The following is a 12,682-nucleotide window of genomic DNA, read 5'->3' on the forward strand; positions in this document are numbered from 1 at the left end:
ACTCGATTTTTGAACTGGGTTTAGTTTGGTGTTGTCTTTTTTCCTGACTCATTGACCTGTTCCTTAAAGTAAATTTCCAATTCTCATGAATCAGGGGCTTGACATCTTACCGCTGGACTTCTTTTGACTCCGCTTGAAACGGTAATCGCCAAGTTCCCGCTCGCTGTATTGAATGGCCTTCCATAAAGCCTTCGCTTTATTCATCGATTCGTAATATTCCCGCTCCGGATCGGAATCGATCACAATTCCGGCTCCGGCTTGAATATGGCCGACGCCTTCCCGGACCGTCAACGTTCGTATAATAATATTAAATTCCATATTCCCGTTATAGTCAATAAAACCGAGCGACCCGGTATACGGTCCCCGCCGCGTAGGCTCGAGCTCCTCGATAATTTCCATCGTGCGAATTTTCGGCGCGCCGGTAATCGTCCCGCCCGGGAAGGTAGCGGCAAGCACGTCGTATGCATCCTTCCCTTCGGCCAGTTCGCCGACCACTTCGGACACGAGATGCATGACATGCGAATAATATTCAACAGCCATCAACTCGCTGACGCGCACCGTTCCGTACTTGGAAATGCGGCCAAGATCATTGCGCTCCAAATCGACGAGCATAATATGCTCCGCCCGCTCCTTCTCGCTTGCCAGTAATTCCGCCGCCATCTCGCGGTCTTCGCGTTCCGTCCGCCCTCTTCTTCTCGTTCCCGCGATCGGCCGCGTGCTGACTCGTCCCCGCTCCAACTTCACAAGCAGCTCCGGCGAAGCCGACACAAGCTGAAAATCGGGGCAGCGCAGAAATCCCATATACGGGGAAGGGTTGAATAAGCGCAGCCATTCGTACAACTCTTCCGGAACCGAACGGATCGCCCTGCTCTGACGCAGCGACAAGTTGACTTGAAATACGTCCCCTTGCCGTATATATTGCTGAATTCGGCGTACGGCCTCCTCGAAATCGGATTTCGGAAATAACGTCTCGATTCCCGTAAGCGACTCGATATCCATATGCAGCTTGTCTTCCTGCACCATGCGAAGACGGGCATCATATTCCGCCGCCGTTCTCTCATCGTCGGCGGACGACCGGATCGCATCCCACTGCCCCTTCATGCGCCGTTCGCTCTGAAGGGCGGCTTGGTACAGCCGCGGCAACGCCTCTTCGTCCGCTAACGTAGTCAAGACCGGCGTATGTACCGCGCAATAGAGCTCGGCCCGTTCATGATCGATAATCCACAACTCGTTGATGCGCATAAACAGATAGTCCGGCAAACCGAGATCGTCAGCCGCCCGCTCGGGCAGTTCCTCCAGCGAACGAACCGTATCGTAGCTCAAGTACCCGACGCAGCCCCCGATAAACTTCGGCGCTCCATCGACGAAGGGAGAGCGATACGGCGCCATCCAGCCCTTAACGAGCTCTAGAGGCTTGCCGGTAAGCGATTGCCCTTCGGCATTCGCAGACAATTCGTCGGCCTGCGCCCGATCGCCTTTCCCGCGTATCACAGCTTCGGGACGCAATCCGAGAAATGTATAGCGCCCGTCTTTCCCGCTTTCGAGAACAAATGCGTAATCCCCCGCCGTATGCCAAGCCTGATTCCATGACCGCAGCCTTTCGGGCGAGTCGAGTTTATATTTGACAACATAAGGCAAAACGGTATATTGTTGCTCCGCCCATTTCCGCCATTGATCGTATGATGTTAGAACCGTGCCAACCGTCACTGTTGATCCTCCAATATGATCCGAGTAAAGATTTATGAATAGTGTAATATAAATGCGATGCATAAGAAAGATGCCGTTTAATGGCGAAACATCCGAAACGGAGTCGCCTATTGGAAGAAGCCCCGGAATCGTTCCCGATAATACGGCAAACCCGGCACCATACCGGTACCGGGTTCGAAGTCGACAACTTCAATCTGGACAAATTGATTATTCAAATTGGAATAGAGGCGTGCTCAAGTAACGTTCGCCGTTGCTCGGAACGACGGCTACGACTCGTTTGCCTTTGCCGAGTTCCTTCGCGACCTTCAAAGCGGCGAAGATGGCGGCGCCGGAGGAAATTCCGCACAGAATGCCCTCTTCTTTCGCCACGCGGCGAGCCGTTTCGAAAGCTTCGTCGTTATCGACCGTTTGCACCACGTCATAAATTTCACGGTTTAAAATATCAGGGATGAAATTCGCGCCGATGCCTTGAATTTTATGCGGTCCTGGCTTTCCGCCGGACAAAATCGGCGATGCCGCAGGCTCGACCGCTACGATCTTGATATTCGGGAAGCTTTCCTTCAACACTTCTCCCGCGCCGGAAATCGTGCCGCCCGTACCGATTCCCGCTACGAACGCATCCAGCTTGCCGTCAAGCGAATGGATCGCCTCGACAATTTCCGGTCCGGTCGTTTCGCGGTGGATTTTCACATTGGCTTGGTTCTTAAATTGCTGCGGCATAAAATAGCCCGGATTCTCGGCTACCAGTTCCTCCGCTTTGCGCACCGCCCCGTTCATCCCTTCGGATCCCGGCGTCAGCACCAACTCGGCGCCGTACGCGCGGAGCAAATTGCGGCGCTCGATGCTCATCGTTTCCGGCATGACCAGAATCGCTTTATATCCTTTGGCGGCGGCGACCATTGCGAGGCCGATTCCCGTGTTGCCGCTCGTCGGCTCCACGATCGTATCGCCCGGCTTCAACTTTCCTTCGCTCTCCGCAACTTCAACCATGCTTATGGCGATCCGGTCTTTGACGCTGGAACCCGGATTTTGATATTCGAGCTTCACATAAATTTCCGCACTGTCTTCCGGTACGATGCGGTTCAAGCGTACAAGCGGCGTATCGCCGATCAAATCCGTGATACTTTGTACAATTTTAGCCATGGTAACTCCTCCTAAACGTTTTTGCAGTTATGTTCGATGTCATTTTTAATTTCCGAGTAATTAGGTAGGTTTTATTACTTTCATAGTAACAACCTTTCCACGGATTGTCAACAAGAAATCGCCTTGAAACCCCCATATTAATGCAAAAAAATACTTCGCAAGCCGACCGCCCGCAAAGCATTTCCAAACGATTCAAAAATTCGTGTTATTGCACGATGAAACGAGGATCGAGAATTACCGCATTATACTTTTCCCTTAACTCTTGTTCCAATTCGTATACAGATTTTCCTTTTTGCAATGCGGCGTCTTTCCGCGCCGTCTTGCGCAATTCGTCGCCTTGCAGCGACCGCGGCTCCTCCTTGCCGGTTAATTGGATGACCGCGTATCGGCCGTCGTCCAATAGGATCGGTTCGCTAATGTCTCCGACCTGCATCCCCCTGGCAGCGGACAATATATTCGCATCGACGAAAGGATCGTCATCGCCGATCCAGCCCAACGCCCCGCCGTTGTCCGCGGTTCCGTAATCAAGCGAAACCTGCCGCGCCACTTGCGGGAACGGCTGCCCTTCGCCCAGAAGCTTCAATGCATCCAGGGCGTCGGGTTTGGTTTTCACAACGATCTGCGCGATGTTGTATTGTGCGGCGACGCGGTATTGATCCGCATGAGCCGCAATATATTCGTCGACTTCCCGATCGCTCACTTTGACGCCGGAAACGGCCACCTTCTCGGCCAGCAAACGGTCGTACGTATCTTGCCGCAACTGTTCCGGGCTTAAGCCAAACTGCTCGAACATCGCATCGTAATAGGCCCGCTCGCTTGGGTAGCCGGACATCATTCTTCGCAGCTCTTCCTCCACTTCCCGGTCGGTGACGTCAAGGCCGAGCGAGACGGCTTCTTTGGCAAACGCCTTGCGCGTCAGCAGAAGCTGCAGCGTAACCGCGCCGTATTGCCGCACCAGCTCTTCCCGCAAATCGCCGGCGGTTACCGTCTCGCCACCGATCTCCGCCACCGGTGTGCCGTCCGTTTCGTCGATTTCGGAGGGCGTCGCGGTTGCGCCGGATTTCTCCGTCCCCGGCATATTCAAACCCCACATTAAAATCATGCACGACAAAACAACTACACACCCGAACAACAGGGCGACCGCGGCCCATAATCCTTTCTCAATCCTCGTCATACACATTAAACCCTTTACTTTATACTTCTGCCGCCCGCTTTATTTGCTTGCTGCCCGTTCCAGTACATTTTGCAATTGCTCTCGATCGAATTGGTACGCTTCGTTGCAGAAATGGCATACGACCTCGGCCTTGCCGTCTTCCTTGATCATTTCCTCGATTTCCTGCTTGCCCAAACTGATTAACGTTTGCTCTACCCGTTCGTAGGAACATTTGCATTGAAAACGAATGTCCATTCGATCGAGCACATTGACGTCCTCGACAATCCAACCGAGAAGTTCGTCCAATTCCAATCCTTGATCGAGCAACGCGGTAACAGGCGGGAGCATGCCGACGGCATTTTCAATCTTCGTAATATCTTCATCGGCTAATCCGGGCAATAATTGAACAATAAATCCGCCGGCCGTAATGACGGAAGAATCGGTATCGACAAGTACGCCGAGACCGACGGCGGAAGGAGTTTGTTCCGACTTGGCAAAATAATACGTGAAATCTTCGCCCAATTCGCCCGAGATGATCGGAACGCTCCCATGGTAGGGCTCTTTCAGGCCGAGATCTTTAATGACATGGATGAAGCCTTCTCTTCCCACCGCGCCCGCCACGTCCAATTTGCCTTGCGCATTGCTGGCCAGATGCACCTGCGGATGCGTGACATAACCGCGCACCTCGCCATTGGCGTTGGCGTCGGCCACGATTTGGCCGATGGGACCGTCTCCTTTCACTTGGATCGTCAGCTTCTCATTGCCTTTCAGCATGGCGCCCATCATGGCCGCCGCCGTTACCGTCCGGCCCAGCGCCGCCGTGGCCGTAGGATAGGTGCCGTGCCTGCGCTGCAGTTCATCCACCAAATGAGTCGTGCGAACGGCAAACACGCGTACTTTGCCGCCGAATGCCGTCCCGCGGATTAAATAATCTTGTTCTTGGTTGTTCGCCATGATGCAATCCTCCTAAAAGTTTTGTGAGCGTTGCTTCTAGACTGAGCTTCGAACAAAACTCGCCTCGGAAGCATACGCTTTGTTTTGTGAGCGTTGCTTCTACGATTGGGCTTCGAACAAAACTTGCTTCGTAAGCATCCGCTTTGTTTTGTGAGCGTTGCGATTCTATTGATTCCGTTCATAAATGAGACGCAATCCTTCCAGCGTCAACATCGGGTTGATCTTCTCAATCGTGCGCGATTCGCTTGCGATCAGTTCGGCTAAACCGCCGGTGGCGACCACCTTAGGGTTTTCCCCATATTCCGCCTTCATTCGCTCGACGATCCCGTCCACTTGTCCCGCATAACCGAATATGATGCCGGATTGCATCGCATGGACCGTATTGCGGCCGATGACGCTCTTCGGTTTGGTTAACTCGATCCGGGGAAGCATGGACGCGCGCTGATATAACGCCTCCGTCGAAATTTGAATGCCGGGAACGATCGCCCCGCCTAAATAATTGCTTTTTCCATCGATATAATCGAATGTCGTCGCCGTTCCGAAATCAACTACGATAATCGGCGCCCCGTATTGTTCGATCGCCGACACCGAATTGACGATCCGGTCGGCTCCGACTTCGCGGGGATACTCGTACCGTATATTGAGGCCTGTTTTGATTCCAGGTCCGATAATGAGCGGTTCTTTATAGAGATATGTTTTGGATAGAACCTCAAGCATATGCATCAATGGAGGCACGACGCTGGAAATAATGACGCCGTCGATATCCTTTACTTGCAGTTTTCCCATACGGAACAAATTATGAATCATGATGCCGTATTCGTCTACCGTAGCCGACCGGTTCGTACTCAGGCGCCAATGATGAAGCAGTTCGCGCCCTTTGTATACGCCCAGCACGATATTTGTATTTCCTACATCGATCACCAATATCATGCTTGCCGTTACCCCTCTTTCTTCGCGTTCAAATCCAAGCTAATATCAAGCGCTTTGACGGAGTAGGTGAGTCCCCCTACCGAGATAACGTCGACGCCGCTTGCCGCAATGTCCCGCACCGTCTCCAGCGATACGTTGCCGGACGCCTCTACAATCGCATGCGGCGCCTGCGCCTTAATTGCTTGTACCGCTTCCTTCATATGCTCAGGCTTCATATTGTCCAGCATAATGATGTCGGCGCGCGCCTCGATCGCTTCCTGCAACTGATCCATATTTTCCACTTCGATTTCGATCTTCATCGTATGCGGAACGCCCGCGCGTACCCGGTTCACGGCCTGCGCAATGCTGCCGGCGCCTTTGATGTGATTGTCCTTGATCATGACGGCATCGTACAATCCGAACCGATGATTCGCCCCTCCGCCGACGCGGACCGCATATTTCTCCAATTGCCGATGCCCCGGCGTCGTTTTTCTCGTATCGGCCAGCCGGACGTTCAAACCGGCTACGGCGTCTACGAACGATCTTGTTTTGGTCGCGATGCCGGACAAGCGCTGCATCAAATTCAAAGCCAGCCGTTCCCCCGTCAAAATGCTGCGAGTACGTCCTTCCACGACCGCAAGCACCGTGCCGCGTTCGACATGCGCGCCTTCCTGCACGTCCGCCGAAAAATGCAACTCAGGATCTACGACGGCAAATACAAGCCGGGCAACAGGAAGTCCCGCGACAATGCCCGATTCTTTCGCGTGAATAATCCCCTTCGACTGATGGTTTGCCGCGATCGTATATTGCGTCGTTACGTCGCCCGTACCGATATCCTCTTGCAGCCAGGCGCGAATTTGCTCTTTTAATTGTTCATTATACCCGTTCCACAATGTCAACACGCTCCTCTGTCAATCCTTGTTTGCGGTGGATCAGCGAATGTTTGCGCCACACCATATCGTCTCGTTCCGGAAAATCCTCGCGGTAGTGCGCCCCGCGGCTTTCCTGCCGCCAAATGGCCGCCTGCGTAAGCAATAGGGCGCACGTCAGCATATTGGCGAATTCGAATTCTTCCTTCTTCGCCAGACATGTATCGTATATCGGCAACTGCCGGTTCAATTCTTCCAACCCTTTATGCAAACCTTCGTCATTGCGGCGAAGACCGGCGCAGCGTACCATCGTTTTTTGCAATTTTAACTTTTTCTCGATCACCGCCTGCATCGGGCTGTCGCTTCGGCCGGCGGAATATGCGATCCCGGTCAGATCGCGCTCGATCGGCTGCAGTGCATTGATTCGTTCGACGATGCGCCGCCCGAACACGATCGCTTCCGAAAGCGAATTGCTTGCCAGCCGATTCGCGCCGTGGACGCCTGTGGACGAAACTTCGCCGCATGCGAACAGACGGCGTATATTCGTCTCTCCGTTCAGATCGGTCCGAACGCCCCCCATCGTGTAATGCGCGGCAGGCGCGACCGGAATCCAATCCGACGTCAAGTCGAGACCATACCTCAAGCAATATTCATATATCGTAGGGAACCGGTGCTTGATCAGACTTTCCGATTCATGCGTAATATCCAAATAAACGAACGTCGATTTCGTTTCTTCCATCTCGCTGACGATAGCCCGCGCCACGACATCCCGCGGCGCCAGCTCAAGTTGATGATGATATTTGTCCATAAACCGCTCGCCTTTGATGTTGCGCAATACGGCTCCTTCTCCGCGCACCGCTTCGGAAATGAGAAAACGCGGCGCACCGGGATAACATAGCGAGGTAGGATGGAATTGGATAAATTCCATATCCCGTACCGTCGCCCCGGCACGGTAAGCCATCGCAATCCCGTCCCCTGTCGCAACATCGGGATTCGTCGTATACCGGTACAATTGGCCCGCTCCGCCCGAACAAAGGACAGTCGCCTTCCCTTGCACGAACACGCGCCGCCCGTCGGGACGCTGCACAAGAACGCCGACGCATTCCCCGCCATCGGTAATCAGGTCGATCGCAAAATGCTCCTCCCAAATGTCGATGTTCGGATTGCTTCTCGCCTGGTCGGATAACGCTCTTACGATTTCAAAGCCGGTAGCGTCCCCATTGGCGTGCAAAATGCGGCGATGGCTGTGCGCCCCCTCCTTCGTCAACGCGAATTCTCCGTTCTCGGTATCGAAGGAGGTTCCCATGGAGACCAAATCCTGCACGCCTGCCGGGCCTTCGTGAACGAGCGCATCGACCGCCTCGTCCGAGCAAAGCCCGGCTCCGGCGATCAGGGTATCCTCCCGATGATAGGCCGGGGAATCTTCGTCGGATATGACGGCTGCGATGCCGCCTTGCGCGTAGCGGGTGTTGCTGTCGAGGAGCGATTTTTTCGTAATCATAATGACCCGGTTATGTTCGCTTGCTTTGATAGACGTGAACAGCCCGGCGATTCCGACGCCGATCACGACGACATCGGTTTGAATATGCGGTACATCCTGCAGTGAAAAATCGACTAAATATGGCGGAATCATTGTCATTCACCTATCTTGGGCAAGAGAGTAGCGCATGCTACTTGACTTGTAACATGCGCTCTAAGGAAAGCCGTGCTTGATCGGCGATATGCGGCGGAACGTAAATTTGCGGCTGCATCGTCTCCAAACATTTGACCAGCTTCTTGAGGTTATTTACTTTCATATTCGGGCAAACGAGAAATTTGGATGCGAAGTGGAACGTTTTGTTCGGGCTGTCTTTGCGCAATTGATAGCCGGTACCGTCTTCCGTTCCTATAATAAACTCTTGGCAATCCGAGCTTTTGCAGTATTCGAGGATCGCGGTCGTACTTCCAACAAAATCCCCCATAGCGACCACTTCGGGACGGCATTCGGGATGCACGACGAATTGCGCGTTCGGATATTGCTTCTTCATCTCCACGACGTCTTTCACCGTCAGCATGTCGTGCGTATTGCAATAACCTTCCCAAATAATAAGTTCTCTGCCGGTTTTCTCTTGTACGTAATGGCCCAGATTTTTGTCGGGTACCCATATGATTTCTTCCGCGTCCAGCGATTGAATGACTTTGACCGCGTTGGACGAGGTACAGCATATATCGGTTTCAGCTTTAATTTCCGCGGAGGAGTTAATATACGTGACGACCTTCGCATTCGGATGCTGTGCTTTCAATTTGCGCAATCCGTCGACGTTGACCATATCCGCCATCGGGCAGCCTGCGCGCTCGTCGGGAATGATGACCGTTTTGTTCGGGGCCAATATTTTGGCGCTCTCCCCCATAAAATGAACCCCGCAAAATACGATCGTATCCGCGTCCGTCTCCGCCGCTTTCTGCGCAAGCAGGAACGAATCGCCGCGGAAATCGGCAACCTCTTGAATTTCGTCGCGTTGATAATAATGAGCCAGTATGATTGCGTTTCTCTCTTTTTTCAATTGCATCAGCCGTTCGCGCAATTCGCGGTTTTGTTCGGCTTTATGCTGCAAAGCTAAAGCTTCCATTGATGCTCCCCCTTAACCAAAAGCTTTTCTCTTTATGATATGTGGCACCACTCTATAAATCGTTCGAATCTTTATCAATTAATTTACACAACGCAGAAGTAAGTGTCAATGAAAGTATGAAAACAAACCGCTGAAAATTTAGGCAGCTCGGACGGGGCGGAAAGGGGGACATGCAGGGATGGATCGTGGCAGGGGAGTACTGTGAAGATTTTGATAGGCAGTGCGGAATAGCGGGCAACAGACGAGTATAAAAGTAAGTTAGAGGGATAGTTTGTGAAGAGGTGTAGCGATATGCAGGGCGTGTCGCGAACGTGTGAGAAGACACAGGCGGGACGCCCTAGGGCACAGGGAGGATGTAAGATGGTACGAGGCCGGCGTGATGGCGCGGGAGGATGTGGAGTAGCATAAGGTGAGACTGAAGCGAACAGGATGTTCAATTAGTGCTTGGCGAGACGGGTGGCACGGGAATTACCCAAAATATTAGTAGGAGTAGCCTTAGGTTGTACGGAGTACAACATTTTGCGGGGAAATAGCGCAGAATGGGTCACTATGTTGCAGAAAATACAACAATTTCGGTGAATTATTCGCCTGCATCGCTCGAAATGACCTAAAATGTTGCATATTATGCAGCATAGGTGGCAATCGCCTCATGAAACGGGGTAGCATGTTGTACATTTTACATCATAGGGATGGTAGACGTCCCCGCGGAGTTGGCATTAAAGCTAGCAAAAACAAACTAACGCCGAAAGCTGGCGTTAAATTTACCGCATGCCCCTCTTTAGCTACCTTAGATGGAAAAACCGGCGCTAATTCCACGTGAATTCGATGAAACGACCGAAATGTTGAAATTAGCACCAGTAATTACCGTTAAATTTACTTATTAGCCGAAGCAACCCATTTTAGCTCCACATTTTACCTTTATTGCGGTACATGCGTATCACATTTCGTTCAGGGGTGGCGTCCATACATATCGAATTTCGTAGCACCGCACACCAACTGACGAACGAGCAAAACTTCTACCGGAGCGCATAGCGTACACTCGACGAAGCGAGCACCGTGCCTTGCAATAGCAAAAAAGCTCCCCCAGCTCAAGCCGGGGAAGCTCTTCTTTACGCTTTATTCGTGCCGTCGTCGCCGGCATTGTTGCCGGAATCGCCCTTCGGCCCGTTATTGCCGGTCGGAGGAACTCCATCCTGCGGATTTTGCGGATCCTGCGGATCTTTCGGAGCGTCTTCCTCGTTCCGTTCGGCATCGCCGTCCTTCGGACGTTGAACCGACGGATCTTCCGGTGCGCCGCTCTCGTCCTTCTCTTTGAAGTCGAGCTTGTTCGCGCCGTTCTGATCGGATTGTCTATGGATGTTGACCTTCACATCGCCGATCGACTCTACCGTCGAGCCGGATTCGATCGAAGTCGGCCCCGCATCGCTGCCGCCGTCTTCCGAAATGCTTCCATTTTCGATCAATTGCTTGATTTGCTCAAGCTCCAACGTTTCTTTCTCAAGCAACGTATTCGCGATCAAATGGACTTCTTTCGAGTATTTATTCAACAGCTCATGCGCGCGCGTATAACATTCGTTAATGAAACGCTGCATTTCCTGATCGATTTCGTAAGCGATCGAGTCGCTGTAGTTCTGCTCATGTCCGATATCGCGGCCCAAGAACACTTGGCCTTGCGATGTGCCGAACTGCATCGGACCGAGCTTCTCGCTCATTCCGTATTCCACGATCATGCTGCGTACGATGCCGGTCGCTTGTTTGAAGTCGCTGTAAGCGCCCGTACCGATTTCGCCGATGAAAATCTCCTCGGCCACGCGGCCGCCGAGCAACCCGGTCACTTTATCGAGCAATTCCTGCTTCGTGACAAGCATCCGGTCTTCCTTCGGCATCATAATGACATATCCGCCGGCGCGTCCGCGCGGGATGATCGTCACCTTATGCACCTGATCGGCATGCTCCAGGAAGTAGCCGATGATGGTATGTCCCGCTTCGTGATAAGCGACGATGCGCTTCTCCCGGTCGCTAATAACGCGGCTGCGCTTCTCCGTACCGACGATAACGCGGTCGATCGCTTCGTCCACCTCGAGCATCGAGATGTCCTTCCGGTTTTTGCGGGCCGCAAGCAGCGCCGCTTCGTTCAATAAGTTTTCCAAATCGGCGCCGGTAAATCCGGTCGTCCGTTTGGCGATAATATCCAGCTTCACGTCTTTGGTCAGCGGTTTGTTGCGCGCATGCACCTTCAATACCGCTTCGCGCCCTTTCACATCCGGACGGTCAACCGTAATTTGCCGGTCGAAACGTCCCGGACGAAGCAACGCCGGGTCCAAAATGTCCGGGCGGTTCGTCGCCGCGACGATAATAATGCCTTCGTTCGCGCCGAAGCCGTCCATCTCAACGAGCAATTGGTTGAGCGTCTGCTCGCGCTCGTCATGTCCGCCGCCGAGACCTGCGCCCCGTTGACGGCCGACCGCGTCGATCTCGTCAATGAAAATAATACATGGCGCATTTTTCTTCGCGTTCTCGAACAAGTCGCGCACGCGGGATGCACCGACCCCGACGAACATTTCCACGAAATCCGAACCGGAAATGCTGAAGAACGGAACGCCCGCTTCGCCTGCCACCGCACGCGCCAGCAACGTTTTACCGGTACCCGGAGGCCCGACAAGCAGCACCCCTTTCGGAATACGCGCGCCGACGGCTGCGAATTTGCGCGGATCTTTCAAGAAGTCGACCACTTCCACCAGCTCTTGCTTCTCTTCGTCCGCACCCGCGACGTCTTCGAAGGTGACTTTCTTCTTCTCTTCATTATATAAGCGCGCCCTGCTCTTGCCGAAGTTCATCACTTTGCCGTTGCCGCCCTGCGCTTGATTGAACAGGAAGAAGAACAACACGAACATAATGACGAACGGTATTAACGATGTAAGGAATGTCAGCCAAATGCTGTCGCCCTCCATCGGCTTGACCTTCAGGTCGAAGCCGTTGGCCTTGCTGGCATCGATTAATTCGTTATAAGACGATTCCAGATCAGGAATATGGGTATAGAAATTATCCGTCTTGGCACCCTCGGGCGCCGCTTTATATTTACCCGTTACCAAGTTGGTTTTGCCTTCGTATTGCACGGTTAATTCCGTAACGTTATTGTCTTCCAACGCTACTCGCAATTGGTCGTAACGAATTTCGACGGCGGATTCGGTCCGATTTCCCAGAAATTGAACAATGCCCACCACGACTAGAAAAAGTATCAAATAAAAACCAGAATTCCGGATGAACCGATTCATCCCCAACCTCCTCTCAAGACACTTTAGTTATTTTACCATAGCATGTCTTGCCACCACAATAGA

At 52.8% G+C, this 12,682-nt stretch carries 9 protein-coding genes; all 9 read right to left on the reverse strand.

Going from position 1 to position 12,682, the window contains the following annotated elements; all coding sequences use genetic code 11:
• Positions 1 to 90: 90 nt before the first annotated feature.
• The 9 genes from KQI79_RS22555 to ftsH all read right to left on the reverse strand — a co-directional run bounded on the left by KQI79_RS22555 (position 91) and on the right by ftsH (position 12,619).
• Positions 91 to 1,770 carry an anthranilate synthase component I family protein gene (locus KQI79_RS22555; protein WP_216540567.1) on the reverse strand — a complete coding sequence of 560 codons (1,680 nt, stop codon included), beginning with the start codon at positions 1,768 to 1,770 and terminating at the stop codon, positions 91 to 93.
• A gap of 144 nt (positions 1,771 to 1,914) precedes the next feature.
• Positions 1,915 to 2,850, reverse strand: a complete 936-nt coding sequence (gene cysK, locus KQI79_RS22560; protein ID WP_216540568.1) for a cysteine synthase A — start codon at positions 2,848 to 2,850, stop codon at positions 1,915 to 1,917.
• 205 nt (positions 2,851 to 3,055) lie between these two features.
• The gene (locus KQI79_RS22565; protein WP_216540569.1) at positions 3,056 to 4,024 is read right to left on the reverse strand and encodes a peptidyl-prolyl cis-trans isomerase; all 969 of its coding nucleotides are present in this window, start codon (positions 4,022 to 4,024) and stop codon (positions 3,056 to 3,058) included.
• 39 nt (positions 4,025 to 4,063) lie between these two features.
• On the reverse strand, positions 4,064 to 4,957 hold the full coding sequence (gene hslO, locus KQI79_RS22570) for an Hsp33 family molecular chaperone HslO (protein ID WP_216540570.1): 894 nt from the start codon (positions 4,955 to 4,957) through the stop codon (positions 4,064 to 4,066).
• Positions 4,958 to 5,122: 165 nt separating this feature from the next.
• Positions 5,123 to 5,887: a type III pantothenate kinase gene (locus KQI79_RS22575; protein WP_216540571.1), complete on the reverse strand. Its 765-nt coding sequence runs from the start codon at positions 5,885 to 5,887 to the stop codon at positions 5,123 to 5,125.
• 8 nt (positions 5,888 to 5,895) lie between these two features.
• On the reverse strand, positions 5,896 to 6,759 hold the full coding sequence (nadC, locus tag KQI79_RS22580; RefSeq protein WP_216540601.1) for a carboxylating nicotinate-nucleotide diphosphorylase: 864 nt from the start codon (positions 6,757 to 6,759) through the stop codon (positions 5,896 to 5,898).
• Positions 6,743 to 8,368, reverse strand: coding sequence for an L-aspartate oxidase (gene nadB / locus KQI79_RS22585; RefSeq protein ID WP_216540572.1), 1,626 nt, complete (start codon positions 8,366 to 8,368; stop codon positions 6,743 to 6,745). The genes nadC and nadB overlap by 17 nt, the downstream gene beginning before the upstream one ends.
• A 37-nt stretch (positions 8,369 to 8,405) precedes the next feature.
• Complete coding sequence (gene nadA, locus KQI79_RS22590; RefSeq protein WP_216540573.1) at positions 8,406 to 9,344, reverse strand: quinolinate synthase NadA; 939 nt, start codon at positions 9,342 to 9,344, stop codon at positions 8,406 to 8,408.
• Between the two features lie 1,109 nt (positions 9,345 to 10,453).
• Positions 10,454 to 12,619 (reverse strand): ATP-dependent zinc metalloprotease FtsH, encoded by a 2,166-nt coding sequence (ftsH, locus tag KQI79_RS22595; protein WP_216540574.1) that lies wholly within the window; start codon positions 12,617 to 12,619, stop codon positions 10,454 to 10,456.
• Positions 12,620 to 12,682: the final 63 nt, after the last annotated feature.

Source organism: Paenibacillus sp. MSJ-34 (assembly GCF_018918005.1).
Taxonomy (GTDB): Bacteria; Bacillota; Bacilli; order Paenibacillales; family Paenibacillaceae; genus MSJ-34.

Bases quoted from the DNA above. Each gene is read 5' to 3' on its own strand.
- hslO (WP_216540570.1), bottom strand. From the start codon at position 4,957: ATGGCGAACAACCAAGAACAAGATTATTTAATCCGCGGGACGGCATTC.
- cysK (WP_216540568.1), bottom strand. From the start codon at position 2,850: ATGGCTAAAATTGTACAAAGTATCACGGATTTGATCGGCGATACGCCG.
- nadB (WP_216540572.1), bottom strand. From the start codon at position 8,368: ATGATTCCGCCATATTTAGTCGATTTTTCACTGCAGGATGTACCGCAT.
- KQI79_RS22565 (WP_216540569.1), bottom strand. From the start codon at position 4,024: ATGACGAGGATTGAGAAAGGATTATGGGCCGCGGTCGCCCTGTTGTTC.
- ftsH (WP_216540574.1), bottom strand. From the start codon at position 12,619: ATGAATCGGTTCATCCGGAATTCTGGTTTTTATTTGATACTTTTTCTA.
- KQI79_RS22575 (WP_216540571.1), bottom strand. From the start codon at position 5,887: ATGATATTGGTGATCGATGTAGGAAATACAAATATCGTGCTGGGCGTA.
- KQI79_RS22555 (WP_216540567.1), bottom strand. From the start codon at position 1,770: ATGCATCGCATTTATATTACACTATTCATAAATCTTTACTCGGATCAT.
- nadA (WP_216540573.1), bottom strand. From the start codon at position 9,344: ATGGAAGCTTTAGCTTTGCAGCATAAAGCCGAACAAAACCGCGAATTG.